General features: G+C 69.9%; 22 protein-coding genes and 2 pseudogenes. 12 read left to right on the forward strand and 12 right to left on the reverse strand.

Features of this window, described 5'->3' with window-relative positions:
* Positions 1 to 73: 73 nt before the first annotated feature.
* Positions 74 to 274, forward strand: a pseudogene (locus tag PBV52_RS25620) (hypothetical protein); the annotation flags it as partial.
* 98 nt (positions 275 to 372) lie between these two features.
* Here PBV52_RS25620 and PBV52_RS25625 read toward each other — a convergent pair.
* On the reverse strand, positions 373 to 669 hold the full coding sequence (locus PBV52_RS25625; protein WP_274241348.1) for a hypothetical protein: 297 nt from the start codon (positions 667 to 669) through the stop codon (positions 373 to 375).
* Positions 670 to 887: 218 nt separating this feature from the next.
* Between PBV52_RS25625 and PBV52_RS25630 the strand changes: the two genes are divergently transcribed.
* Positions 888 to 1,376, forward strand: coding sequence for an Lrp/AsnC family transcriptional regulator (locus PBV52_RS25630; protein WP_274241349.1), 489 nt, complete (start codon positions 888 to 890; stop codon positions 1,374 to 1,376).
* Positions 1,377 to 1,580: 204 nt separating this feature from the next.
* Here PBV52_RS25630 and PBV52_RS25635 read toward each other — a convergent pair whose 3' ends face one another.
* The 4 genes from PBV52_RS25635 to PBV52_RS25650 are packed head-to-tail and all read right to left on the reverse strand — an operon-like array spanning position 1,581 to position 8,857.
* Positions 1,581 to 5,537 (reverse strand): NACHT and WD repeat domain-containing protein, encoded by a 3,957-nt coding sequence (locus PBV52_RS25635; protein ID WP_274241350.1) that lies wholly within the window; start codon positions 5,535 to 5,537, stop codon positions 1,581 to 1,583.
* The gene (locus PBV52_RS25640) at positions 5,534 to 5,965 is read right to left on the reverse strand and encodes a hypothetical protein (RefSeq protein ID WP_274241351.1); all 432 of its coding nucleotides are present in this window, start codon (positions 5,963 to 5,965) and stop codon (positions 5,534 to 5,536) included. The genes PBV52_RS25635 and PBV52_RS25640 overlap by 4 nt, the downstream gene beginning before the upstream one ends.
* 16 nt (positions 5,966 to 5,981) lie before the next feature.
* Positions 5,982 to 8,216 (reverse strand): PQQ-binding-like beta-propeller repeat protein, encoded by a 2,235-nt coding sequence (locus PBV52_RS25645; protein ID WP_274241352.1) that lies wholly within the window; start codon positions 8,214 to 8,216, stop codon positions 5,982 to 5,984.
* Positions 8,217 to 8,230: 14 nt separating this feature from the next.
* Positions 8,231 to 8,857 carry a toll/interleukin-1 receptor domain-containing protein gene (locus PBV52_RS25650; RefSeq protein ID WP_274241353.1) on the reverse strand — a complete coding sequence of 209 codons (627 nt, stop codon included), beginning with the start codon at positions 8,855 to 8,857 and terminating at the stop codon, positions 8,231 to 8,233.
* A gap of 124 nt (positions 8,858 to 8,981) precedes the next feature.
* On the opposite strand from PBV52_RS25650, the gene PBV52_RS25655 reads away from it, so the two are divergent.
* The 3 genes and pseudogenes from PBV52_RS25655 to PBV52_RS25665 all read left to right on the forward strand — a co-directional run.
* Positions 8,982 to 10,175 (forward strand): helix-turn-helix transcriptional regulator, encoded by a 1,194-nt coding sequence (locus tag PBV52_RS25655; RefSeq protein WP_274241354.1) that lies wholly within the window; start codon positions 8,982 to 8,984, stop codon positions 10,173 to 10,175.
* Positions 10,176 to 10,219: 44 nt separating this feature from the next.
* Complete coding sequence (locus PBV52_RS51815) at positions 10,220 to 10,480, forward strand: transposase (RefSeq protein ID WP_373921906.1); 261 nt, start codon at positions 10,220 to 10,222, stop codon at positions 10,478 to 10,480.
* Positions 10,452 to 10,595, forward strand: a pseudogene (locus PBV52_RS25665) (site-specific integrase); the annotation flags it as partial. The gene PBV52_RS51815 and the pseudogene PBV52_RS25665, both read left to right, overlap by 29 nt.
* Positions 10,596 to 11,046: 451 nt before the next feature.
* Here PBV52_RS25665 and PBV52_RS25670 read toward each other — a convergent pair.
* Positions 11,047 to 12,021, reverse strand: coding sequence for an NmrA family NAD(P)-binding protein (locus PBV52_RS25670; protein WP_274241355.1), 975 nt, complete (start codon positions 12,019 to 12,021; stop codon positions 11,047 to 11,049).
* Positions 12,022 to 12,085: 64 nt separating this feature from the next.
* Positions 12,086 to 12,901 (reverse strand): oxidoreductase, encoded by an 816-nt coding sequence (locus tag PBV52_RS25675; protein ID WP_274241357.1) that lies wholly within the window; start codon positions 12,899 to 12,901, stop codon positions 12,086 to 12,088.
* A 93-nt stretch (positions 12,902 to 12,994) separates the two neighbouring features.
* Here PBV52_RS25675 and PBV52_RS25680 point away from each other — a divergent pair, with 93 nt between their 5' ends.
* The gene (locus PBV52_RS25680) at positions 12,995 to 13,519 is read left to right on the forward strand and encodes a TetR/AcrR family transcriptional regulator (RefSeq protein WP_274241358.1); all 525 of its coding nucleotides are present in this window, start codon (positions 12,995 to 12,997) and stop codon (positions 13,517 to 13,519) included.
* Between the two features lie 25 nt (positions 13,520 to 13,544).
* Here PBV52_RS25680 and PBV52_RS25685 read toward each other — a convergent pair whose 3' ends face one another.
* The 3 genes from PBV52_RS25685 to PBV52_RS25695 form a co-directional block, all read right to left on the reverse strand.
* Positions 13,545 to 14,114, reverse strand: a complete 570-nt coding sequence (locus PBV52_RS25685) for a TetR/AcrR family transcriptional regulator (protein ID WP_274241359.1) — start codon at positions 14,112 to 14,114, stop codon at positions 13,545 to 13,547.
* Positions 14,115 to 14,304: 190 nt separating this feature from the next.
* On the reverse strand, positions 14,305 to 15,603 hold the full coding sequence (locus tag PBV52_RS25690) for an SNG1 family protein (RefSeq protein WP_274241360.1): 1,299 nt from the start codon (positions 15,601 to 15,603) through the stop codon (positions 14,305 to 14,307).
* A complete protein-coding gene (locus PBV52_RS25695; RefSeq protein ID WP_274241361.1) occupies positions 15,600 to 16,724 on the reverse strand; it encodes a 4Fe-4S binding protein in 1,125 nt (374 codons plus the stop codon). The genes PBV52_RS25690 and PBV52_RS25695 overlap by 4 nt, the downstream gene beginning before the upstream one ends.
* Before the next feature lie 550 nt (positions 16,725 to 17,274).
* Between PBV52_RS25695 and PBV52_RS25700 the strand changes: the two genes are divergently transcribed.
* Together PBV52_RS25700 and PBV52_RS25705 are read left to right on the forward strand one after the other, a co-directional pair.
* Entirely contained in the window at positions 17,275 to 17,976 is a 702-nt protein-coding gene (locus PBV52_RS25700) for an SDR family oxidoreductase (RefSeq protein ID WP_274241362.1), read from the forward strand.
* A gap of 28 nt (positions 17,977 to 18,004) precedes the next feature.
* Positions 18,005 to 18,883: an alpha/beta fold hydrolase gene (locus PBV52_RS25705; protein WP_274241363.1), complete on the forward strand. Its 879-nt coding sequence runs from the start codon at positions 18,005 to 18,007 to the stop codon at positions 18,881 to 18,883.
* A gap of 694 nt (positions 18,884 to 19,577) precedes the next feature.
* Here the strand turns inward: PBV52_RS25705 and PBV52_RS25710 are convergent.
* Both PBV52_RS25710 and PBV52_RS25715 read right to left on the reverse strand, forming a co-directional pair.
* A complete protein-coding gene (locus PBV52_RS25710) occupies positions 19,578 to 20,666 on the reverse strand; it encodes a peptidoglycan-binding protein (protein WP_274241365.1) in 1,089 nt (362 codons plus the stop codon).
* Positions 20,667 to 20,889: 223 nt separating this feature from the next.
* The gene (locus tag PBV52_RS25715) at positions 20,890 to 21,336 is read right to left on the reverse strand and encodes a peptidoglycan-binding protein (RefSeq protein ID WP_274241366.1); all 447 of its coding nucleotides are present in this window, start codon (positions 21,334 to 21,336) and stop codon (positions 20,890 to 20,892) included.
* A gap of 323 nt (positions 21,337 to 21,659) precedes the next feature.
* Here PBV52_RS25715 and PBV52_RS25720 point away from each other — a divergent pair, with 323 nt between their 5' ends.
* The 4 genes from PBV52_RS25720 to PBV52_RS25735 all read left to right on the forward strand — a co-directional run bounded on the left by PBV52_RS25720 (position 21,660) and on the right by PBV52_RS25735 (position 25,496).
* On the forward strand, positions 21,660 to 22,457 hold the full coding sequence (locus PBV52_RS25720) for a peptidoglycan-binding protein (RefSeq protein ID WP_274241367.1): 798 nt from the start codon (positions 21,660 to 21,662) through the stop codon (positions 22,455 to 22,457).
* On the forward strand, positions 22,454 to 23,344 hold the full coding sequence (locus PBV52_RS25725; protein WP_274241368.1) for an XRE family transcriptional regulator: 891 nt from the start codon (positions 22,454 to 22,456) through the stop codon (positions 23,342 to 23,344). Before PBV52_RS25720 ends, PBV52_RS25725 begins: the two co-directional genes overlap by 4 nt.
* A gap of 174 nt (positions 23,345 to 23,518) precedes the next feature.
* On the forward strand, positions 23,519 to 23,734 hold the full coding sequence (locus PBV52_RS25730) for a hypothetical protein (RefSeq protein WP_274241369.1): 216 nt from the start codon (positions 23,519 to 23,521) through the stop codon (positions 23,732 to 23,734).
* 493 nt (positions 23,735 to 24,227) lie between these two features.
* Positions 24,228 to 25,496, forward strand: a complete 1,269-nt coding sequence (locus PBV52_RS25735) for a DUF418 domain-containing protein (protein WP_274241370.1) — start codon at positions 24,228 to 24,230, stop codon at positions 25,494 to 25,496.
* The last annotated feature ends 167 nt before the right edge of the window (positions 25,497 to 25,663 follow it).

A 25,663-nucleotide genomic window follows, 5' to 3' on the forward strand; every position in this document is an offset into this window, starting at 1 on the left:
TCGAGTCTCCGAGCATCCCAGGTCTACCGCACGCCCCGGTCGGGCGAGTGGCAGGAACAGTGTCCACCCATGCCTCAAGGAAGCGGCCAAACGTCGAGGGATGAGCGAGGCCGAGATCATCCGCCAGGGGATCCATCTCGCGGCGGTGACGAACCGTGTCCGAGACGAGCTGCTGTTCTCGCGGACCTTCGAGGGAGCAGGCCGTACGCCGTCCAAGGCCGAGGTCCGTGATGCGGCCGGCCGTGGAGAGGTGCCTCAGATGCTTCCTCGGTGAGGCGCGCATCGGCGATATCGCATGTGCGATCGGTTGGAGCGCTTGGGCGTCAGACGGGGCGGAGGACCTCGTGCTCGCCCCCTGTGCCGAGTGGTTTGTCACCCTCGGTTGTTCTGGGCGATCAGCCACTGGGAGAGGTCGTCCGCGGTGGTGACGACACCGTGGCCGCCGGCGGTGAACCAGCGGGGGTGCGCACGGGAGAACGTCGTGCGCTCCTGGGAGCGCCGGTCGGCCATGGTGAACTCGGGCAGGTAGCGGTGCACAGGCTGGTCCAGGTCGACTTTGAAGGACTCCACGAGCTCGGCCTCGGCCCGCGGGGACAGGGGGCTGGTCGCGGGGCGTGCCGCGAGGGTCTCGGTGCGGTCGACGACACGGTTCAGGACGAGACGGCCCATTTCAGTCATCGTGGCGCGGTCGGGTTCCAGGGGGAAGGGGTGCATGAGGCAGTCCGAAGGCGGTGAGAGGGGGTACGGAGGTGGCAGCGGGACCGACTTCGCGGCCGCGGCGCGTGACCAGAATGCGCCGCCGAGCCCGGCATGCGATGGCGTAGTAAGTGCCCAGACGGCCCTGTGGCGGAGGATTGTTCGTCGAAGTGGCCGTTATGTCGCATTTCATGCCACGACCCTTGTACGACCGTATCGACCGGGCGATCCTGGACCACCTCCAGCGCCAGGGACGCACCCCCAACGTCGACCTCGCCGAGGCCGTACGCCTGTCACCCTCGTCCTGCCTGCGCCGCACCAAGGCGCTGGAGGAGGACGGGGTCCTGGCCGGCTACCGGGCCGATCTGGACCGCGAGCGTCTCGGCCTCGGGCTGACGGTGTTCCTCTCCCTCAAGGTCGAGCACTCCCGCACCACCTCCCAGGTGGTCGAAGAGGCACTGAAGGCGATCGACCACGTGGTCGCCTGCCATGTGGTCTCCGGCGACGCCGACTTCCTCGTCGAGCTGGCCGTGCCGGACCTGCGCACCTTCGAAAAGGTGCTCACCGACCAGATCCTGGCCATCGGTCCCGTTCGCGACGCCCGCAGCACCTTCTGCATCCGCACCGTCATCGACCGCGGCCCGCTCCCCCTCGACTCCTGGCCCGCCCCGCGTGCATGACCGGACCACATGGCTTCAAGGGTTCTGAAGTCGCGGAGCAGGCTGAGGCTGCTCGAACGGCCGTCTGAGGAACGACCACTGCCCGTGATCTCCCGCTGGCACCGAGTTCATCGAACCCGTCCAGCACCGGCAGGATGCCTGCAGAAGGGCCATCAGGCGCCAGGGCATCCGGTCAGCACGTCAAGATCCGTTCGAAGACGGGTCCTAGGTGGTCACACAGGGTGGGTCGTACGGCAGTTTGAAAAGGTATCGGCTCCATTGCTGTCGGCTCAGGGCGCCGGAACTCCCGGCGCAGATACGGCTGATGGCGGACTCGACGTTCAGGTCCCAGAGCGTGGCCACGCCGTCGTCGGTGGTGGCGGCCAGGGTGCGACCGTCCGGGCTGAACGCGAGAACGGCGACGAATCCGGTCTCCACGGTCAGCGGTCGGCCGATGGGGGCGGGGTGGTCGGGATCGGTGACGTTCCACAGGTTGATGGTGCCGTTGTCGGTGTGGCCGGCCGCTGCGAGGGTGTGCCCGTCCGGGCTGAACGCCACCGACCACAGGCTGCCGCCGGGTACCGTCAGGGGACTGCCCCTGCGCGTGAGGTCGTTGGGGTCCGTGGCATCCCACAGGGTGACGGTGCCGCGGCTGTTCCCGGTGGCGAGCGTGCGGCCGTCCGGGCTGAACGCCACCCAGGTGCTGGTGCCGGCCGGCTGGTCGATCGGCTTTCCGATGCGGACCCCGGGGTCCGTCGTACTCCACAGGCCGACCTTGCCGTTGCTGCCGTCGCCGCCGGCAGCCAGCATCGTGCCGTCGCGGCTGAACGCCAGGGATTGGACGGACGACGTGTCGGAATTGGAGATGGTGGTGGCCATGGACTCGGGGCTCGCGGGGTCGCTGACGTCCCACAGGGCGATGCTGCCAAGCGCGTTGTCGCCGGCCGCGGCCAGGGTGTGGCCGTCCGGGCTGAACGCCAGGGAGAAGATGAGCCCGTCCGCCCCGGTGAGGGTCTCACGGAGGCGAACGGGACGGCTGGGGTCGACGGTGCTCCACAACGTGACGGTGCCGTCGCTGTCGCCGGCGGCCAGGGTGCGCCCGTCCGGGCTGAACGCCACGGCGTTGACCGGGGCCTTGGGACCGGTGAGCGGATCACCGCGGGGAACGGGATGGCGGGGGTCGGCGGTGTTCCACAGCGAGACGGTCTTGTTCTGGTTTCCGGCGGCCAGGGTGCGCCCGTCGGGGCTGAACGCCACGGATGCCACATTGCCGCCGGCGCCGGCGATCCGGGTCGGCGGCAGATTCCACAGATCGACGTTGCCGTCGCTGTTCCCGGCGGCGAGGGTGCGGCTGTCCGGGCTGAACGCCACGTCGGTCACCCCGTCGCCGGGACCGGTCAGCGGCCGGCCCAGAGGGCCGATGGTCTTGGGGTGGGTGACGTTCCACAGATAGATGCTGTGGTCGGCGCTGCCGGCCGCCAGGGTGTGCCCGTCCGGGCTGAACGCCACCGACATGACGGGCTGCGCGGGACCCGTCAGCGGCTTGCCCAGGGGGGCGGGGTGGCCGGGGTCCGCGACCTCCCACAGGTGGACCTTGCTGTCGCTGGATCCGGCGGCCATGGTGCGGCTGTCGGGGCTGAACGCCAGGGAGGTGACGGGATGCCCGGCCTTCAGGGAGCGGCCGCGGCCGGGGTGGGCCGGGTCGGTGGTGTTCCACAGCCTGATGGTGCCGGCGTCGTCGTCGCATGCGGCGGCCAGGGTGTGCCCGTCGGGGCTGAACGCGATGCTGTGGGAGAAGCCGTCGGAGCAGTCGAGGTTCAGGGGCGCTCGCGCGGGGTCGACGTCGTCGGGGCGGGTGACGTTCCACAGGCTGACGAGTCCGTTGCGCCGTCCGGCGGCCAGGGTACGGCCGTCGGGGCTGAACGCCAGCGATTCGATGGAGACCGCGGCGTCCCAGCCCTTGATGGCGGGACTCTTCAGCCGGCCGAGCAGGTCTGGGTGGCTGGGGCTGGTCAGGCTCCACAGGTCGACGAATCCGCCGGAACCGGCGTCGCCGTTGTGGTTGGTGTGGCCGCCGATGGCCAGCACCCGGCCGTCCGGGCTGAACGCGAGCGAAAGGATCGAATCGACGGAACGGTCCACGGGCACGGGTTTGCCCAGCGCCAGCGGACGGCTGGGATCGGAGACGTCCCACAGCCGGACGAGCCTCTGGTAAACGTTCCCGGCGGCCAGCATGTGCCCGTCGGGGCTGTAGGCCACGGTGTACACCGCGCCGGGCGGGCCGGGAAGCCGGGTGGCCAGCGGTGTGTTCTCGGTCGAGATGAGCCGGGACGCCGCCTCCGGGGTCGGGTCCATGCGGTAGGCGGTCAGCGCGAGTTGAGCGGACAGCGAGGGATCGGTCGGCGCCAGTTGCACGGACGCGGAAGTGACGGCGGCGTTGATGGCCTGGTTGCGGGCTCGCAGGGCCCGGTCGGCGGCGGCCCGGGCGTTGGCCTCCTGCCGGAAGGCGAACACCGCGGCCAGCGAGGCGACCACGGCCAGCGCGGTGATGGCGGCGACCGCGCCGCGCCGGAGCCGTTGCCCGCGCCGCTGGTGGTGGCGGGCGGCTGCCAGGAACGCCCGGGCGGCGCCGCTGAGTTCCGGCCCGTGCGTCTCGGCCCAGGCGAGGGCGGCCTCCAGGCGGTTGCCACGGTACAGCGCGGCTGCCTCCCGGCCGGCCTGTTCCCAGAGCCCGGCCGCCTCCTCCAGATCCTGTCGTACGAGGTTCCCGTTGCGGTCGTGCTCGATCCAGTCCCGCAGCCGGGGCCAGGCGCGGATGAGCACCTCATGGGTCATCACCACCGTGTCGTCCTGGTCCCGGGTCAGCAGCCGGCCACGGGTGAAGTCGTCCAGGACTCTTTCGGCCGCTTCCCGGTCCGGCGCGTGGCGCAGCAGCTCGTCGTACCGGACGCGGCGGCGGCTGTCGTCGGCGTCGCGTCCCACGATGACGAGCCGCAGGAACACCCACCGTGCGGCCTCGCGGCAGGGCGGCGGCAGGGTGTCGTAGAGCCTGTTCGCCGTGGTGGCGATGGCGCCCTGGATGCCGCCGGTGACGCGGTATCCGTCCACGGTGAGCGTGTGGCCGTGGCGCTGCTGCCAGGTGGCCCGCAGCGCGTGTGCGAGCAGCGGCAGCCGGCCCGTGGTGCTCGTACCGACCGGTCCCCCGACCGCGCCCAGGTCCGCCAGCAGCACTTCTACCAGGCCGTCTTCGACGTCGAGTCCCACGTTGTCGGCCGGGCGGCGGATCGCCTCCTTGAGTTCGTCCTCCGTCATCGGCTCCAGCAGGACCGGTCCGGCCCGGAGCGCCGCCCGGAGCTGCGGATGGGCCGTGCACGCGGCATAGAAGTCCGCGCGCACTCCCAGCACCACGACCGCACCGCCCGCGGGCCGGGCCAGACGGTCCAGTACGTCGATGAACCACTGCCGTTCGGTCTCGTCGCCGCAGGCCGTGAAGACCTCCTCGAACTGGTCGACCACGACGACCAGGCCCGCGGAGGGGGACTCCCCGGCCGGCGCCGGATCGCCGGCTACGGTGATCTCGCGCAGCTCGGCAAGGCACTGTGCGGGATCGGCCCGCCACTGTGGTGCCGTGCGCCGGGCGGTCTCGGCGTCGAGCCCGGCGGCGGCCGCCAGTGCCAGGGCCGGGGACGCCGTCGGGGTCAGCAGCAGCCGGGGCCAGGTGCTCGAACCCGCCACGGGAAGCCGGCCGTCGTCCAGGGCCGGCAGCACTCCGGCCGCGAGCAGGGACGACTTCCCGGCCCCCGAGGGGCCGATCAGCACCAGCGGGCCGCCCTCACGCACCCGGGCGTCCATCCGCTCGCACACGAGGTGAACCATTCGCTCACGGCCGTAGAACCACTGCTTCTCCTGCGCGCCGAACGGGGCCAAGCCCGGGTACGGGCACAGCACTTGGTCGGCGCCGGGGCCGGGCACGGTTCTGCGTCCCTCGTCGCCGTAGCGAACGTGGATGTCGCGGCCGGCCATGAAGGCGCTGCCCCCTCCCATCACGGTCGCCTTTAGCCCTTTCGGCTGCCAGGGGGGCGGACCGTCAGGGGTGGGCCCGTCGGTGGGTGGCTCGTCGGGGGTGGGCTCGTCGGGGGTGGGCCCGTCGAGGGGCGCGGCCCCGGTGTCGTGTTCCGTCACGCCTGTCCGCCTCTGGTGACGGTCATGTCCCGGCCGGCCAGGAACGCGTCGCCGCCAAAGACGTGTGCCTCCAGCGTCATCGAGCCCGTGATCTGCTGTTCCGGGGTTTCGGCGGTGCGCAGTTCCCCGCCCAGCAGCGCGCGGAGCTCGTCGACGGCGTCCGGCCGCGTGGCCATCAGCCGGATGATGCGGGCCTGCCACTCGGCGACCAGCAGCCCCTGGAGCTCCTGGCCGTCGCCCGTCCGCTGTGCCTGAAGCAACTCGCCGCGCGCATCGGCGAGTTCCTCATCGACGCGCTCCGGGTGCGCGGACCGCCACAGCGACAGGACCGAGGACTTGACCGCGGCCCAGCCGTCCGTCGCCAGCAGATCGATCAGGCGCGCCGCGGCCACCGATGCCAGGCCGGCGAGTTCCACACTCGTCTCCATGTCTTCTCCTTGTCCCTTACCGACCGTGGGCCGCGATCGCGGTCATGGTCAGGTGGGAGGCGATGAACACGCGGTCGCCGCCCACCGTCCACAAAAACCCCCAGTCCGGCTGCCCGGGGTCGCGGTATTTCCACCGGGCCCTGCCGGTGGCCGCGTCGATGGCCCACAGCGTCTTGGCGTTGTCGGTGGCGAAGACGGTGTCGGCCGAACACTGCGCGCTCCTGCCGGAAATCCTGCTGGAGGCTTTGAACATGTTGGAAGTGCCTATGTCGCTGGCCCCGTCGAGCTTCGCGACCCACTGGATCGTGCCGTCGGCCGCGGCCAGGGCAACCAGGTCGCTGCCGACCGGTACGTAGACGGTCGCACCGTCCAGGCTGGAGAACGGGGTGCCGATCTGGACCTGGTCCCCGCTCTTCGCAGCGAAGCGCTGATGCCACTTCTCGCTGCCCGTGGCCGCGTCGACAGCGAACAGTGTGTCGCCGTTGCCGCCGGCGAACAGGAACAGCCCGGCGGCGTAGCACGTCAGCGGCCAGCCGGTGGAGAAGTAGTACGCGGCGTCCGGGACGGATACCTTCCAGCCGCGGGCGCCTTTCCTGCCGGCGTCGATCATCTGGACGCGGCCGGGTTCCTTGCTCGGAACGGCCGAGGTGGCCAGCAGGTGAGAACCGGAGGGCGGCACGAGCACGTTGTTGATGTCCGTGCCCTTGACCTGCCAGAGTCGCTTGCCGTTCGCGGCGTTGAACGCACGGATGTAGCCGGTGGTCGGAGACTCGGCGGAGTAATTCCGCTGAGACAACGTCCCGCATACATAGACCGTGTTCCCTGCGACTGCCACGTAGTGGCTGATGTACATCGGCGCATCCGAGCCGCCGCCGGGATCGACGTCGGCCATCACGGTCGCCCACTTCGTCTTCCCGCTGGCGGCGTCGAACGCCGCCAGCAAGCCTGTCTGACTCGGTGTGTCGCAGAGCAGGTAGAACACTCCGTCCGCGTACGCCGTCAGGTACCTGTCGGAACTCGTGCCTAAGAAGACGGTCGTGTTCAGCGGGGAGAACACGGATTTTCCGGTCGTGGTGTCCAGGAAGGACGTGGCGGCGTCCGTGACCACCATGACCACCTTGTCGGACGCTTCCAGGCATTTGGGGCGGTTCTTTCCGGCGCCCGACCATGCCTTGGCGGCGTCGGGTCCGGCCAGAACGATCGCTTCCGGTCCGTCCGTCGAGGACGGCGACGCGGAGGCCGACGTCGAGCGCACGCCTGACGGAGCGGTAGGCCGCGCAGTGGACCCGGACCCGGACCCGGACCCGGACCCGTCGGCCCGGCCGCCGGGTGTCGGCGACGAGTCGCCGGAGAAGGCGACTGCCGCCGCGGATCCGCCGAGTACGGCCGCGCCTCCGGCCAGACCGATGATCAGCTTGCGGCGGCTGACACCTGTCCCGGCGGCGCTCACCGGCGGCGGAGGAAAGGGGCCCCGGCCACCACCCCCGGCGGACGCCGACCCCACCGCCGCGGCCGCGGCGGCCATGTCGGCGGTCACCGCCGGCGGCAGCCAACTGCCCTCCAGGTCCGGCAGGTTCTGACGTCTCAGGTAGTCGACGAGTTGCTCGGCGGTGGGACGGTCCGGCGGGTCCGGGTACAGGCAGCCGCCGATCACCTCGCGAAGTGACACGGGGAGGGCGTCCGTGTCCGGCTCGCCTTCGGAAGCCGCGAACAGCACGGTCGACCCGAGGTCGAACATGTCGTCCGTCGGTGAGGGCGCCGGACTGCCGGTGGCTCCCACGATCCCCAGGGCGGTGATGCGGGGCCCGTTCATGGTCAGCAGCACGGAGTCCGGGCTCACCTCGCCGTGGACCCTCCCGGCCGCGTGGAGCGCGGCCAGCGCCCGGGCGAGGCCGTCGGCGAGCACCCGCAGAGCCGGTTCGGACAGCGGGCCGTGCCGGTCCACCGCCTGCCGGAGCGGCAGTCCGGCGGTGAACTCGGTAGCCAGCCAGGGAACCGGCGCGTCGGCGTCGGCATCCACCACCGGCATGAGGAAGGCACCGGACAGCGTCCGTGCCGCCTCTACCGCGGCTCGGAACCGGTCCCGGAAACCCGGGTCCGCGGCGAGTTCGGGCGCCACGACCGTGACCGTGACGAGTCGCCCCTCGTCCGTGCGGGCCGCGAACACTTCACCCCCGCCGACCGTGCTCTGCCTTCCGAGCAGCGCATACGGTCCGATCCGATGAGCACCGTCTGCTCCGGGATGATCCATCGTCCGCCCGCCCCTCACGCCAGCCTGATCGTCTGATCACGGGCCGCCTGGTATGCGCTGCCACCGCCGGACACATGGGCCGTCATGGTCACCGACGGCTCCGGATCGACGGCCGGCGCCGTGCCGTTCCCGGGTTCGAGAGCGGTACCGGCATCGACATCGGTGTCGGTACCGGCGTCGGACAGGAGGGCGGTCAGCTCGTCGCCCAAGTGCGCCAGCCCGTCCGGCAGATGGGTCTCCGGAACGCGGAGGAACTGCAGGCGCGCCAGCTCCGCGATCTCGGCCGGCAGCGCCGAGGCGTCGGGCAGCATCGTCGCGTCACCCAGAAGGACCGGGACGACGCGGTTTCCCGCCCGCAGAGCTGTCGCGATCTCCAGGCGGACCCAGTCGTGAGCCCGGTCCAGGAGCCGCACACCGTCCTCGCCCCGCGCGTCGAGCCACCTTGGCCCGATCAGTACGCACATGAGCTCGCACTCGGCGGCCTGCCGCCGCAGGATCTCGGCGAAATCGGCCCCGGGCGGTATCGACTGGCCCGACTTGAAGATCTCGTTGGCACCTAAGCGGTCGGACAGCGCGCGGTAGACGCGGTCTCGCATCCACCGGGAGTCCGGTTTGCGAAAGCTGAGGAAGATGCGCGGCACAATTGCCCCCTCTGTGGCAAGCGTTGACGCCAAGAATCGTGCTCACCCTAGGGGTGGAGTACACGCTCGGTAGCTATTCGCCGGGGATTGAATAGCAGCCGCAAGGCTCCGTACGCTGGCCGGTATGGACCCGGCGGACAGTGCGGCAGGGATAGTCCCGGCAGGGAGATCGACCAGCACGCGTCTGCCGCCGGGCGACTTCGGCGTCGTCCTGGCCACACTCCGGGCACGTCGGGGGTGGAGCGTGCGCGAGTTCGCCCGGCGTGCGAACGTATCCGAAGGGCAGATCTGCAATCTGGAGAGCGGGTTGCGCAACCCGACGCCCGCTGTGGCGTCGGCATGCGACGCGGCCTTCGGCACCGGCGGGGAACTTGTCGAGCTGGCCGGGGCCGGCCGCCGCGGCGCCCGGGCCGAGGGCGTCGTCGAGGCCGGCCCCGTGGTCGCCGGTTACGAGCGGGTCCTGGGGGAGCTGAAGGACATCGGCAGATCCACTGGACCGAGGTTCGTCACCGCTTCGATGAAGTCGATCACGCGGATCCTGACGGACGCCGGTCCGCACGCCGTTGGCGAGCAGCGTGCCGAGATCTGGCTGCTGGCCTCGAGGTTCGCCGAATACACGGGGTGGATGGCACAAGAGGCGGGAAATCCCGCGGAGGCGTTGCGCTGGACGAATCTCGCGGTCCGCTGGGGCGCACGCGGCGGGGACGAAACGGTGGCCGCGTATGCCCTGGTCCGCAAGGCGTTCATCGCCCAGCACCGTGGTGACACCGATGCGGCGATCACATTCGCCGACCAGGCGGCCGGGCACCCTGCGGCCAACCCGGTGATCCGCGCGCACGCCGCGCGGCGCGCGGCCCAGGGGCATGCGCGCCGTGGCGATGCCGGGGCCTGCGGGGAGGCACTGGAGCGGTTCAGAAGCCACGCCGCCGAGGTCATCGGCGACCGGACCCCTCACTGGGGCCCGCGCATCGAGAACGGCAACCCTCGGCTCATCGAGGCGTCCTGCATGCTCAGCCTCCGTCGCTTCGAGCCGGCCGCCGCCCTTTTCACCGCCGAGCTCCGGCACCGGCCGGCCGTCCCGGCGGACAGCAACTCCCAGGCCCGCTTCGCGGTTCGGCAGGCGACAGCCCTGGCCGGTGTCGGCCGCCTCGACGACGCCTGTCAGATCGTCGAGGTCACGCTGCCCGTGATCAAGCGCATCGACTCGGCCACCGTCCGTGCGGAGCTGGGCCGGTTCGTGGAACAGGCCCGGACCCGGAGAGCCGGCCCGGGCCAACTCGCCCTCATCGATGCATCGGCCGCCCTCGCGATCGGCTGACAGTCGCGATCGGCCGGCAACGGACAGTTCCAGGCTCCGTCTTCATGGATCATCGGGTGGTGGATCACGGTGGGGTGATACGTCGTCATGAACTCACCGATCAGGAGTGGGCCTTACCGGCTCCTCTGATACCGCGGGCTGCGACGGGCCGGCCGCGGGTGTCGGACCGGCAAGTCATCAACGGGACGGTTTACAAGATCCGGACGGGGATTCCTGGCGTGACCTGCCGGACCGCTACGGCCCATGGCAGACCGTCCCCGCCCGCTTCCGCCGTTACGCCCCCGCGTAGCCGTCGGCCTCCCTGAGGGCTTCCGCTTCTACGACCTTCGTCACACCGGACACACACTTTCGACCCGCTCAGGAGCGACCCTCAAGGACACGACGGTCCGAGCCGGGCAGTCCTCCGGGAAAGCCGCGCTGCATGGGCTCTCAGTTGCAGGTGGACCGGGGCTAATGGTGCGGTTGTGGTGCGCCACCCGCCCACCGGTCGAGACAACAAAGAAACCCCCGGGTCTTTGACCTGGGGGTTTCGCATGGAGCGGGTGACGAGAATCGAACTCGCGCTCTCAGCTTGGGAAGCGACGGCGCTTGCAGAGCCTCACACCGTCTGACCTGCGCAGATGCGTACAGTCGCTGCTGGTGTGGGGGCTTGGTGGCCCCGTTGTTGACCGTGGTTGTCCGTCCTTAGGGGCACGCTATGGGCACGGCGCTCCAGGACGGGCAGGTGTCGGGCTGAAGTGGCCCGCTTTCTACACGGAGTCTGCCGGTGCCGAGGCCGACCACGCGGCGTCCTTGCGAGTGCACATGGACTCGTCTTCGGCCTATGGGCTCCGGTGTGGTGTCCATCTCCTGCTCCGGGTCTCTCAGCGGCTCAGGCAGCCGCCAGTTTCCGGATGCGCGGATGGTTCTCCAACGCCCTGCGCACGGTCTTCGGCGGGCGTCCGAGCAGGGTCTCCAGTTGGTCGGTGGTGCCGCGGTACCCGCCGCCGCCCATCAGCCGGGTCAGGGTCTTCAGGTGCTCCGCGGTGTGTGGGAGCGCGGCCAGGGCGGGGTCCACGTAGGTCTCGTTCCAGGTCTCGACGTCTTCGGGAACGTAGGTGACCGGGCGGCCCAGGACGGCGGCGTAGTCCTCCGCGAACCCGTGCATGTCCTTCAGCTCCGGGCCGTTGAGGTCGTAGGACTTCGAGATGTGCGGCGCCGGGTCCATCAGGATCTTCACGCACAGTTCGGCCACGTCGTAGCCCGCGATGGGTGCGAGCCGGTGGTCACCGAAGGGCAGGCGCAGTTCACCTCTGCTCAGCGGATCCAGTGCCAGCCAGGTCATCAGGGGGTTCTCGACGAACATGGCTCCGCGGATGTTGACGGTCGGGAGGCCGGACCAGTCCAGCACCTGCTCGGCGACCCAGTGGGCCCGTTGCTGCGGCGACCAGTTGGCGATGAGTCCGCCGAGCCACGCGCGCCGTTCTTCCTCCGGTGCGGTCATCTTGTCGAACGTCATGAACGACTGCTCGTACTCGGAGATGTTGACGAACACCTCGATGTCGCCCTGGGCCCGCGCCGCCGCGGCCATCAGGCTCACGGCGTCGGTGTAGTACGGCGACAGGCTCATGCTGAAGTAGATGCGCCGCACCCCCTTCAGCATGGCGGTCACGTCGGCGACGGTCAGCAGGTCACCGACGAAGACCTCGGCGCCGGCCTGGCGGAGCGAGTGGGCGCGTTCGTCGTCCTGGCGCACGAATGCCCGTACCGGGTGCCCTTGTTCGAGCAGCATGTCGACCATCGTCCGGCTCACACCACCGATCTCGTCGGCGGCACCGGTGATCAGGATGGGATTGCGCTCTGGCATCAAGGTGTCGTCTGTCTGGTGGAGGTGGGGCGGCTGTCCGGAAAGCCCAGGCAGCGCGTGCGCGTCAGTCGGCCAGCTGGTTCATCTTGCGGATCTGCTTGTCGAAGACTCCGGCGGGAGCGAGACGGCGCAGTACGCGTGCGCGTCCGGCCAGGGGGCCGGCGGTGTAGCGCGCCTTCGGCTTCGGGTCGGTCGCTGCCGTGACGATCGCCTGGGCGACGACGGCGGGGGCGTCGCCGCCCCTGACGGCCTCCGCCATGACGCGGTCGACGGCCTGCCGCTGCTTCCCGTACGCGTGCAGGGGGGTGTCGGGCTTCGCGCTGTTGGCCTCGAATCCGGTCCTGGTGTAGGCGGGTTCGACGATGAGTGCCCGGACGCCGTGGTCACGGATCTCGTGGTCGAGGGACTCGGTGTAGCCCTCGATCGCATGCTTGGAGGCGGCGTAAGCGGCCATGTAGGGCTGGGGCAGGAACCCGAGCACGGACGAGATGTTGATGATGCGCCCGCGTCGCTGAGCGCGCATGTGCGGCAGGACCTCGTTCACCATGCGCATGACCCCGAAGACGTTGGTGTCGAAGACGGACTGGGCCTCCTCGACGGAGGTCTCCTCCGCCGCACCCATCGAGCCGACGCCGGCGTTGTTGACCAGGACGTCGATCCGCCCGAACCGCTCGCTCACCTCCTGGACCGTGGCGGCGACCGAGGTGTCACTGGCGACGTCGAGTCCGAGGAACGTCACGCCGTCGAGCGGGGTGACGCGTGAGGTGTCACGGCTTGTGCCGACCACGTTGAATCCGGCTGCGACCAGGGCGAGCGCGGTTTCCTTCCCGATGCCGGATGACGCACCCGTCACGAGTGCCACCGGCTGATCTGTCGTCATCATGGACTCCCGCGCTCACTCGAAACCGATCGGTTTCCCCTACAGTAAACTGATCGGTTTCCGCGTGCAAGTTCAAGCAGGGAGAATGTCGCCATGGGCAGGATCAGTGCGCCGGAGAGGCGTGAGAGCGTCACCCGCGCGGCGATCACCGAGTTCGCGATCGCCGGCTACCACGGCACCTCCACCGCGGCGATCGCCAAGCGGGTCGGCGTCACGCAGCCGTATCTCTTCCGGCTCTTCCCGGACAAGAGGGCGATCTTCGTCGCCGCTCTGGTGCGGAGCATGGACGACACCCGCCTGGCTTTCGAGACGGCGGCCGACGGGGCGGAGGGCGGCGAGCGGGTTCTTCAAGCCATGGCGAACGCTTACGCGCAGCTGATCTCGACGCGACCCGAGACGCTCCTGATGCAGATGCAGGGATATGCCGCCGTGGCGGCCACCGAGGCGCAGGGCGATGACCTGATCGGTGAGGTCGTCCGGGCCGGCTGGATGAGGATCTGGGAAACCGTGCACCTGTCGCTGGGCGCCGATGCCGACGAGACCGCAAGCTTCTTCGCTTGCGGCATGCTCGGCAACACGCTTACGGCCATCGGGCTTCCCGCGAGCACCGGGAGGTGAGGGAGTCTTCTGGACGGCCGACGCGTCAGCGCACGCCTGCCGCGTCGAGCAAGGTGGTCACCGTGGGTGCGATGAGCCCGGTCAGGTTGTCGGCCTGGATTCCCGCGCGGGCGCTGGCGCCGTCGAAGACCAGGCTGAGCTGCCGGGCCAGCAGATCGGGATCGCCCGCCCCGCCCTGCTCGGCCTCGGCGCGGAAGAAGGCGGTCAGGTTCGCCTTGACCTGATGGGCGACCCGGCTCGCGGGGTGACTCTGGTCCTTGAGTTCGACCTGCACGGCCAGGTACCGGCAGCCGCGGAACTCGGGGGCGCTGGACTGTGATTCCACCTGCTCGAAGACGTGCAGGATCCGCTCGCGGGGTGAACGGTTGTCGTCCGCCGCAGGCAGGAGAGTCGCCACGTAGGCGGAGGAGCGCTCCTTCAGGCTTGCTGCCAGGAGTTCGTCCTTGCTCTCGAACAGCTGGTACATGGAGCGCTTCGACACCCCGGCCGCCTTGCACAGCGCCTCGACGCCGATGCTGACGCCGTCTCGGTAGGTGAGCGTGGCCGCCGCCTCCAGCAACCGCTCCCTGGGGCTCAGTTTCACTTCGGTGGTCATACCGCGAGGTTAACCCGAAGCGGACGAAATAAAAACCGATCGGTTTCCTGGGGTCCTGAGGGAGAGGCTCGGCGACGGCCTGGGGAAAGGGCCGTCGCCGAGCCATGACGGTGCGCGCGCCTGTCGTCCACGGCGGGGCCACACACACCGGGGCCACCCCGAGTAATGGCCCGTCTTGGGTGACCTGCCGTCACGCCGGGACGGCGGTCTTCTCGGGCTTCGTCTCCACCGGGATGCGATGCAGCCCCTTGCGGTCGTACCACCCCAGTACGCCGAAGCCGAACAGCGCGGCCGCCACGAGGCCGGCCGCCATCATGACCCAGCCCCGCGTCAGACCCGCGTCGCCCTGGGCGTCGTAGTAGAGGATCGAGCGGATGCCGCCGGTGATCTGCCGCAGCGGCTCGAACTCGGCGAGGAAGCGGTAGAAGCCGGGCAGCGCCTCGATGGGGGTGGTGGCACCGGCCGTGGGTACCGCCATCCCGATGAAGACCAGCGTGACCACCAGCATGCCGGGCGTGCCGAAGACCGCGAGGAGGGTGAGTGCGCCGATCCCCGAGACCGCGATGGCGCACACCGAGTACAGCCAGAGGAGCGGCAGGTGGGAGGCGTCCATGCCCATGATGCCGACCGCGCCGGCCATGACCAGGGTGCCCATCAGCAGGGACAGTCCGGCCATGAGGGTGCTGCTGATGGTGAGGGTCTGCACCCGGGTGGCCCGTATCAGCGGGCGGTGCAGGCGCAGCGGTCCCACGTCGTTGTGGGTGTAGCCGAGGGCGTGGTCGACCTGGCTGCTGATGACATTGGCGGAGAGCATGCCGCAGACCACGAGGACGAGCGCGTAGTAGAACGCCGTCAGGCCCAGGCCGCTGTGTGAGTCGAGGGGGTGGCCGTCCTCAACCGTGACGGCAGCCGGGTCGGCGAGCAGGACGCGTGCCGCTGCGGGCAACTTCGCCTGCGCGGTCCCGATCTGGGCGGTCAGCTCCTTGCCCACCTGGAGCGAGGCATTCTCGGCCGCCTGGGTCGTCACCGTCCGGGCCAGGCCGGAGCCCAGGCTGCCGGCGGACTGGTTGGTCAGCACTGTCAGCGTCGGGCGGGCCGGGGGCCCGGCGGGCGCGGTGCCGGTCAGTGCGGTGGTGGCTGAGGTGAAGTCGGCGGGCACGACGAGCGCGCCGAACAGCTTGCCCTTGCCGAGTTCCTCCTTCATCTCCTTCTCGTCCATCACCTTCCAGTCGATCCTGTCCCCGCTCGTGGTCGACTTCTTGATCGACTCGGTGATCTGAGCCCCGAGGTCGACCTCCTTGCCGCCGACAGTGGCTCCCTTGTCGGCGTTGACCAGGCCGACGGGCAGCTTGGTCAGGTGATCGGCCGGATCGATGTTGGCGCCGACGTAGAACACGGCGAACAGCAGCGCGAGTACGCCCGTGATGACGCCGTTCGCGATCCACAGAGGCTTGGCGCGCAGGACGCGGAAGGGGGGAATGCCACTCATGATGTACGTGTCTCTCGGTCGGTGGACGCGGAGCGTTTCGCCGGGGGCTGCCAGCCGCCGGTGACTTCCTTGACGGGCTTGTGGGGGAAGCGACGCCGGGCGTACTCCTGCGCGTGCGAGCCCGGCAGGACGTACAGGGTTTCCTTCTTGTCCTGGAGCGGGCGCAGCACGGTGTCCATAAACGTCTTGCGGTCGTCCAGGTACGGGCCCAGGACGTCCTCGCCGGCGGGGCAGACGGCAAGGCAGTAGCCGGACTTGTAGCCGGGCGGCGAGCTGAGGCTCTGCCACATGGAGGCGCTCTCGGAATCAGTGACGCGGGAGCGGTAGTCGGCGGCGTCCTCGCTGTCGGCCACCGTCTGCGCCCAGTCGGTGAACCCGCTCATGAACTCGCGGTAGTTGTGCGTGGTGCAGGCCAGCGCGTCGAAGGCGCCGTCCTTGGCGATGGCGCCGACCGGACAGGCGGCGACGCACAACTTGCAGTCGATGCAGGGGTTGTAGTCCAGCGCCTGCCCGTACTCGCTCACCTCCGTGTCCACCAGGACGGTGACCAGCAGGACGAAGCTGCCGAACTTCGGGTGGATGACGTTGCGGTGCAGGCCCATCACGCCGAGTCCGGCGGCCACCGCGACCGTCTTGTGCGCCACCACCCAGATCCGCTCGCTGGGGAAGCGGTCCATCTCCTGGGGGAAGCCGACGGACGGGTTGAGGGCGCGGTAGCCGGCGTCCTGGAGCGCCTGGGTGACGCTGCGGGCGGCGTGGTTGGCCTGTTCGTCGGCCTGGTGGAACTCCTGGTTGGCCACGCTGCGGGCCGGGGAGCGGCAGTTGTCGCGGTTCATCCGCACCGCCATCGCGATCAGGGTGCGGGTGCCGGGCAGCGCGGACTGTACGTGCTCGCGTTCGCCGGCCAGATCGGGGTGATCCAGGCTGACCGCGGCCGCGTCGTCCGCGCCGGCCGCGAGGCACAGCTCGCGCAGCCATTCCGCGTCGATCACCGCCGACGGACGTGCGATGCCGCCGGTCCTGCGCCGGGCGAGTACGGCCTGCACCGACGGGTGGGCCGCCAGTTTCGCCGGAAGCCTGGGAGGAGTGGGTTGCCCCTCGGTGTCGCGCGCGGCAGTCATCCGTGCTCCTAGGGATGCGGGTTCCAGGCTTGCCATCACGGCGAGAAACCGACCAGTTTCACCACCGTAAACTGATCGGTTTCTGCGCGCAAGCCCAAGCGGCGAGCCTCTTCCTCGGACCGTCGATCAAGTTCCTTGCGGACGTTGGTGATCGATCGCCAGGTGATCAGGGCTCAGCCCCGCGAATTGGTCCGGGCCGACGTCCATGCTGCGAGGCGACCGCACCACCATGTACGTCGAGAGCCTGACGGGCACCCTCTCCGGCATCGAAGGCATCCCCCTGCCCTCAGTCCTCCGCCTCCACCTCACGCCCGACACCGTCCCGGAGTGGCTCTACGGCATGGTCGGGAAACTCGGCCCAGACTCCGAGTCGACTTGGGCGACGCCGACATCGACCAGGCCGGTCGGACAGGTGGAGAGCTCGTCATCCCGGGGATCCAGGGGTACGGAACGCCCCGGTGAACCCGGGGAGCCTGTTGGGCTTGCGCTTGGAAACCGATCGGTTTACCTTAATGGAAACCGATCGGTTTCTCATTCTGTGGAGGCAGTCATGACCGCACTCAAGGGCGCCAACGTCTTCGTCACCGGCGGCAGCCGAGGCATTGGCAAGGCCCTGGTGGAAGAGCTGTACGCGCGCGGTGCCGGCAAGGTCTACGCCACGGCCCGCGACCCGCGCACGGTGACGCACCCCGACGCGGTACCGGTGGCGCTGGAGGTCACCGACCCGGCTTCCGTGGCGGCCGCCGCGGCGCAGGCGCAAGACGTGACCGTGCTGATCAACAACGCCGGTGCCTCGGTCGGCGCGTCCTTCCTCGACTCCCCGGTCGACGACGTACGCCGGGAGTTCGAGACCAACTTCTACGGCCCGCTGCTTCTCACCCGCGCCTTCGTGCCCCTCATCGAGCGCAACGGCGGCGGCCACCTCCTCAACGTGCACTCCGTGCTCTCCTGGCTGGCCCTCGGCGGCTCCTACAGCGCATCCAAGGCCGCCCTGTGGTCGCAGACCAACTCCCTGCGCCTGGAGCTGCAGCCGCGCGGCATCGCCGTCACCGGACTTCACGTCGGCTACGTCGACACGGACCTGGCGGCGGACGTCGAGGCGCCCAAGTCCGACCCGCGTGACGTCGCCGCACTCGCCCTCGACGGCGTCGAGGCGGGCGCGTACGAGGTGCTCGCCGACGACATCTCGCGGCAGGTCAAGGCCGGCCTGGCCGGCGAACTGGCCGGCCTGTACGCCCAGCTGGCGAAGTAACCCCCTTTACATCCGAGGAGTCGGCGAGATGCCCAGCCACAAGTCACGTCCCACGATTCACATTCCGGGGACCACCAGCCACACCATCGCCCCGCGCGCGGGGCTCGACGGCCGTGAGGGAACCCTGCGCTACCTCAAGGCGGGCACCGGTGCTCCCGTGGTCCTGCTGCACACCGTGCGCACGCAGGCCGAGCACTTCCGCTCCCTCATCCCGCTGATCTCGGACCAGTACACCGTGTATGCCCTCGATCTGCCGGGGATGGGCTACTCCGAGATCGTGCCCGGGGCGTCGTACGACGAGCCGGCCATGCGCGCGGGCGTCGAGCGGCTCCTGACCGAACTCGACCTCCACGACGTGACGTTGGTGGGGGAGTCCATGGGGGCGGTGCTCGCCCTGACCGCCGCGGCCGACTTGCCCGAGCGGGTCCGGCGCGTCGTCGCGGTGAACGCGTACGACTTCCGCGGCGGTATCGCCCGGTCCAGTCTTCTCGCCCGTGTGGTGGTCGGCGGTGTCCTCACTCCGGGGGTGGGCCCGGTGGTCGCCGGGGTGGAGCCCAAGCCTGTCGTCCGCAGGATCCTGCAGGGCGGGCTGGTCGACAAAACTGCGCTGCGGGAGGACTACGTCGACGAACTCCTCCAGGTGGGCCGCCGCCCCGGCTACCCGAGCGTCGCCCGGGCCGTGTATCAGAGCATGCCCAGTCTCATCGCCGCCCGCTCGCGCTACCGCGAGGTCAAGGCGCCCATCCACCTCGTCTACGGGGAGAAGGACTGGTCCCGTCCTTCGGACCGGCAGGCCAACAAGGAGTTGCTGCCGGCCGCCGACTTCACGCAGGTCCCCAAGACCGGCCACTTCATCGCCCTGGAACGGCCCGACGTGCTGGCCGACCTGTTGAACGCGGTGGCCTGACCCCCGGGACCACTGACATAAATCATCCCCGAATTGGACTAGACAACAAGTAACCCCCGGGTCGATGACCTGGGGGTTCGTATTGGAGCGGGTGACGAGAATCGAACTCGCGCTCTCAGCTTGGGAAGCGACGGCGCTTGCGCGGCCAGATAGCTTCTGACCTGGGCAAATGTCTCTCGGTCCAGGGCCCGAAGGTGCGGGATCGCACCGCTGTTGACCGTGGTTTACCGCTCTTACGGGCACGCCAAGGGCACACCGTGCGGACGGGGCCGCTGGGAGCCCGCGTCCGGGGCCGGCGGACTGCCGATCCTTGGACGTCCGGTCGGTCGCGCAGCCGTTCCCATGCGTGCCGAGGCGGCTCCTCAACGTCCCCAAGCTGAACTCTGAGCGTCCGGGTCGGCGAAACTCGCCAACTGAGGCGCTCAGTCACACCGGTCCGGGGAGCGCTCACATATCCGCGGGGTCCCACGCGCGCCGTTTCCAGCGCATCCGCGTTCAGTCGCACCACCGTGCGCCCCCGATCGGTCCTGCTCCGACCAGCCCGGCGAGTCGGCGTACGAGCGTGCCGTGCCCAGCCAGTAGCCCTCGGGACGCTGCCACGCCTCCATCGGCTCCACGGATGTACAGCGACGGCTCCTTCCTGCTGCGGGCGCAGTGGGAAGGAGCCGTCGGCCGGCCGCCGGGACCGCTCGCGTCAGCGGGTGCCGAGCAGGGCGCGCCAGGTCTCCGGGCCGATGACGCCGTCGACCTGCAAGTGGTGGTTCTGCTGGAAGGCGACCGCCGCCGACTTCGTCTTCGAGCCGAACCCGCCGTCGACTGCGAGGCCGTAGCCGTAGACGTTCAGCTGCGTCTGCGCTGCCTTCACCGCCTGGCCGGACGAGCCGTACTGCACCGTCGTGGTCAGCTTTGACCAGGTGTTCGGGCCGATGACGCCGTCAGCGGCCAGGGACTGGGACTTCTGGAACTGGATCACCGCGGAGCGGGTGTTCGGGCCGAAGATGCCGTCGGCCTCGAGCGTGTAGCCCCGCGCGGTCAGCAGCTGCTGGGCGGACTGCACGTCCGCACCCTTGGAACCGCTCTGGAGGATCGGCCAGGAGACACCCGGGGACGGGAGCTGCCCGCCGCCACCGCCATCACCCAGATTGACCGGGCGGAAGGGGTCGTAGTTGTCACTGCCGATTCCGTAACTGAGCTGCCGGTGGGTCGTGCCGTACGTACCGCGCTGTTCGTACGCCCAGTAGGCGCTGTGCGACGTGTCGGCCCACTTCTCGAAGATCACTACATGACGGAAATCGCCGTCAGTGGTGCTGTAGTCGAGCAGCAGGTCACCCTTCTTGAGCTGACTCGTGCTGCTGAGCCGCGTGGTGACGCGCGAGTCGGCCAGCCCGACGGTGTTCAGGCCGGGCTTCCCCAGCCCGAGCGCCATGGAGACATAGCCGGAGCAGTCCTGGCGGTAGCCGTCCTTCCAAGTGCGCTCCATGCTGTAGGGGACTGGGGCTCCGTTGTCGGCCGTGAGCCAGGTACGGGCCCGGTTGATCATCGTGTCGGGCGAGAGCGTGGCCGTGGCCATGGTCGTCAGCTCGCTGACCTGGGTGACGAGCTTGCTGTCGGCCTCGGGCTCGGGCCCGTAGTCGGTCTCCTTCTGGGCGGCGACCGTCGCCAGCTTCGAGGAGTCGCTGTCGGCGAGCGACGGTACGACGGCGATTGCGGCCGCGACACCTCCGGCGGCGACGCCTATGAGCGTGACCCGCGCGCGGCGCGTGAGTCGGCTGCGAAGAGACATGATTCCCCGTATTCCTTTTGTTGTGGCACGCCGAGCCGAGTGGGCCGACCAGGGCTTGGAATGCTTGTCGTCAGCGGATCTTCACTTGCAGGAGTGATGGCGAAGGACCGGACCCGGCCAGGCGTTTCGTCCGGATCACCGGGCGGACCGGAGGGACACGCGCGGCCCGTCCCTTCCTGCATGAGGGGACGGGCCGCGGTGGGTTCGTGGGACGGCTGGTCCGTCAGAGCCTGTTGGCCCACGTCTTGAACGCCGACCTGGTCCCGTCGCCGGCGATGCCGTCGATCGCGCCGTTGTAGTAGCCGTTGGCCTTCAGCAGGCGCTGCAGCGCCTTGATCGTGTTGGGGCCGACGATTCCGTCGATCGCGTCGTTGTAGCCCCAGTACGTCGCCAGGCAGCGCTGGAACGCCTTCCAGCTGTTGGTGCCGAGGTACCCGTCGATCGCGTCGTTGTAGCCCCAGTGCGTCGCCAGCCAGCGCTGGACGTTCCGGGCCTCCGCCTGGGTCAGCCCCAGGTTCTGCACCGCGAGCGGCGTGACGGCCTTGGCGCTCGCCGCCTGCTGCTGGGCCGGCGCGGGAGCCGCCATGGCCGTGCCTGCGGTGGCCAGGCCGCCGGCGGCGATCCCGACGGCGGTGGTGACACTGACGAGTGCCTTGGTGAGAGCTCGCATGCTGTTCCCCTCCGTTGACGTGCGTTGGTCGGAGCCGACCGCACCGGCCGGCTTCGCAACGAGACTGCGGGTTCGGCGTGATGTTCGGCCACAGCTGACGCAGAAGTGACCTCATCCCGGGACGTCCCGTGCACTGACCTGCGGAGATGTCGCCGGCTGAGTCCTTGCGGCGGGACTGCGGCGAGAGGGAATGGCTGATTCCGCGCCAGGGCTGGGTCGCACCAGGGCGTCGTGCCCGCTCTGTGATCCCCGTGACAGCTGATGCAGAATGAGACCGGGACACGGGGGCCGGACCAGCGGCCTCTGACGCGAGCGGGGGGAACATGTCGCGTTGGAAAGAGCTGCCTGCTGAACTGCATCCACACGTTCACCAGCTGATCGTGCGATTGCGCAAACTGAAGGACCGCAGCGAACTGAGCGCCCGTCAACTGGCCGCGAAGACCGGGTACAGCGCGAAGTCGTGGCAGCGATATCTGAACGGCAGGTCTCTGCCGCCCCGGGAGGCCGTCGAGGCGATGGCCCGCGTCGGCGGTGACGATCCGCACCGGCTGCTGGTGATGCACGAGATCGCCGCCCAACGCTGGGCGGAGGGACGGGCGTTCACCACCGACACCCCCGAGGACTTCTCCGCGACACCGGAACACACCCCCACGGAGCAGCAGCCGTACGGGCGTCACCTGCGCGTCGCGCTCACGGCGGGAGCCGTGGTCACGGCGCTGTCCGTCTCCGCCGCACTCCTGTTGGCCGTGCGGCTCACCGAGGCCCGTGCCCAGCTCGCGCACGACCGCAGCGATGCTGTCGCGACGGCCCTGGCCACCGTGTCGGAGTCCATGGTGCCGGTCATCTACACCTGCCGGCTGGAGCAGCGTGACGGCCGCTGGTACGCGGGCCTGAGCCGGACCACGGACATCCTCCTGTCCAACACCCACGTGGGGCTCGAAGTGGCCGAGGCGCAGTGCCTGCTGAGCCGGGCGGGCACCGCGCCGGGGGAGATCGACGGCGTCTTCGGCCCCAAGACGCGCCGAGCGGTCGAGCGCATGCAGAAGCAGAACGGGCTGATCGTGAACGGAGTCATCGACCCGCCCACCTGGCAGGCCCTGCGGGAGGCGGATCCGAAGTGACCGCGGAACACACCCGGCTGGTCGCGGCGCTGCGGGAGCTGCGGGCCGGTGCGGGGCTGAGCCTGGCGGCGCTGGCTGAGCGAACGCCGTACAGCAAGTCCTCGTGGGAGCGTTACCTCAACGGCAAGAGCCTGCCTCCTCGCCAGGCCGTACGGGAACTGTGCCGGCTCGCGAACGAACCGGACGGGCGGCTGCTGGCCCTGTGGGAGATCGCCGAGTCACACTGGAGCGGACGCGCGGTGGCCCCCGCACCCGCCCCTCCCGCGGACGAGTCGCCGCGGCCACAACCTCAGGAGGCGCCACCACCCGCCGGGACCGGGCGGCGGCGACTTGGCGGGAGCAGGCTCCTGGTGGTGCTGGCGTCGGCGTACACAGTGATCGTCGGTGGTGCTGCGGCCCTGCTGTTCCTCCTGCTGCCGGACTCGGAGGCTCAGGAGGACGAACCGCTGCCGGCCTCCGTCCCGTTCTCCCTCGCTCCCCAATGCCACGGAGCCGCCTGCGAGGGCCGGGACCCGATGCGCCTGATCTGCGGCCTCGGCCCCGACACCCTCGCCTCGTACCGCACGGCCACCGGCGCCCACGTCGAGCTGCGCCACAGCAAGAAGTGCGGTGCGAGCTGGGCCCGGACCTGGGGGACCGAGATCGGCGACCGGGTGGACGTCACGGCAGGCGGCCCGACCCACAGCGTGCGCATCAGGAACAAGGACGACGCGGCAACCTTCATCTACACCGAGATGACCGAAGTCCGTCCCGGCAGCACCGTCCGGGCCTGCTTCCGGCCCGCGTCGGCCGACGGCGAACGGGAGTGCTTCGAGGCCCGCGTGGGTGGGGCCGCCACCAAGACCCGGCTGCCCTCACCTCCAGTGGCGTCAGGCTCTCGCGAGTAGCGTCCGGCCCTCGGACGTGTCGATGCCGGAGTCGGGAATTCCCAGTGGGGGGTGGGCGGGTGGGGAGGCCGTCGGTGGTGGTCGGAAGAGCTCGGCGTCGGGGCCCGGGGGTTGCGCGTGAGTCGCTGACTTCTTGTGGTTCGAGGGAGCCGATGCGAGGGTGACAAGAGAGGCATGCGACCACCAGATGAACCGCGCGGCGGCCAGGGTGCGGACGAGCACGAGTTCGACGCCTTTTGCGCCGCGAGCGTCGGCCGTCCGGTTCTACGACAGGAGGAGGTCGCCGCCGGGCTGGACGCCACGGTCCGCAGGGCTCGGGCCGCCCGGGACGCTGCCGTCCGGAAGAAGCCCGACGAGCCTTCTGGCACGAATCTGGCACGCGACCGCTGATCACCACGGACAGCAAAAAGCCACTGACCTGCGCGGATTCGTCGTTTCGGTACCGTTGCGCGGGCCCGATCGCACCGGTGTTGACCGTGGTTGTCCGTTCTTACGGGCACGCTCTGGGCACGCGAACCACCAGCGGCTGAGCCATACGGCGCGCGGCACTTCGCACCGACCAGCGGGCATCGCCTGCCGGACTGATCCGGAGTGGCCGTTGCGATGGCAGATCCGGCAACAGCGCCCGGAACGGACGCGAGTACGACGAGAGCGCGGGGATGTTCACCGACCTCTGTCCCGATGCGGCGGTGCCGAAGAACGCGGGGCGTGGTGAGCCTGCTGACCCGCGGCGTCCCGGCGACCAGGTCGGCGACCACAGTCGTTCGTGTACGGCCGAGACCGACCCCCGCCAATCGGAGGGGGGGCAGTTGGCCGAGCGGCGGGGCACCTTCCGAAGCCCGGCGGATGGTCGACCGCCCCCCGCCTCGGCAAGGTTGTCCCGGTGACCGAGATCGAAAGCGCCAACAAGACGCCTCCCCGGCCCTTACCCTCACCCGAGTCCGCCACGGCGACGGAACGCCCCGCGCCGATGGCGCGGCTGGTCGGGGTGGACCTCGCCCGTGCACTGGCCGTGTTCGGAATGTTCACCGTGCACGTCGGCCCCGCCCCCACGCCAGGCGGCGGCGTCGGCGACTGGTTCCTGGGCCTGGCGAGCGGCCGGGCGTCGGCGCTGTTCGCCACCCTCGCCGGGTTCTCGTTGATGCTGATCGCCGGTCGCCTTGAGCCGAAAACCGGACTGGCCGGCCGGCAGGCGAGGGCCCGGATCGTGATCCGGGCCGTGATCCTGCTGGTGCTGGGCAGCGCGTTGGCGATGACCAACTTCGGCGGCGCCGGGATCCTCAACTTCTACGCGGTGTACTTCCTGCTGGCCCTGCCCCTGCTGCGGCTGCGGGCCAGGACGCTCGCGATCATCGCGGTCGCGCTCGCGGTCGTCACGCCGCAGCTGGCGTACGTGATCCGGGCACTGCTCACCGAGTCGATCGTGAACACCATCGACTTCTGGGACCCGATCGCGCGACTCTCCGGCGTGGGCGTGCTCGACCTTCTCCTCACCGGCCTCTACCCGGCGATCACCTGGATGACATTCGTGGTCACCGGCATGGCGTTGGGCCGACTGGATCTGACCTCCGGCGCGGTACGGCGGCGGCTGGCCGTGGTCGGTCCCGCGCTGGTCGCGTTCGGATACGGCGTCTCGTGGCTGGCGCTCCGGTTGACCGGCGGCGCTGAGAAGATCATGGCCGGGATGCCTGCCCTGAAGAACCCCGGTGCCCTGAAGGACCCCGGCATGGCAGCGGGATCCTTCGACGCGCCGGTCGGTGGTGAGCTGTGGGGCCCCGACGCATGGGGGCTACTGGCAGCCGAGCCGCACACCGGTTCCACGTTCGACCTCATCGGCAGCATCGGGATCGCCATCACCACGCTCCTGTGCCTGACGGTGGCGCTGGACCGACTGCCCTGGCTGCGCCGACTGGCAACTCCGATCATCGCCGTCGGCACCATGTCCCTGACCCTCTACGTCGGCCACATCCTGGTCATCCTCGCCCTGCCCGGCGAAGCGGCCACCCCGCCGCAGTCCGCCTCCGCCGCGCTGCTGCTCTGCTTCATCCTCGGGGCCACCCTGTTCGCGGCGATCTGGTCCCGCTTCTTCCGACGCGGACCGCTGGAGTACCTGCTCAACAGCGCCACCAAACTGGCGAATCGCGTCCGCTGAGCCTCGGGCGGGCACCCCGGGAAGTCCGTACAAAGAAGTGACTGCTGCTCGGGATCACCGCTGGCCTCCGGCGTGCGGGAGCCGGAAGCCGGAGCCGTCTCTCGACGCGCATCGCCGGTCTGTCGGGCGGCGTACCGCCGGACGGCACGCACGTGCGGTGCCCGCGG

Source organism: Streptomyces sp. T12, assembly GCF_028736035.1.
In the GTDB taxonomy this organism is placed as follows: domain Bacteria; phylum Actinomycetota; class Actinomycetes; order Streptomycetales; family Streptomycetaceae; genus Streptomyces.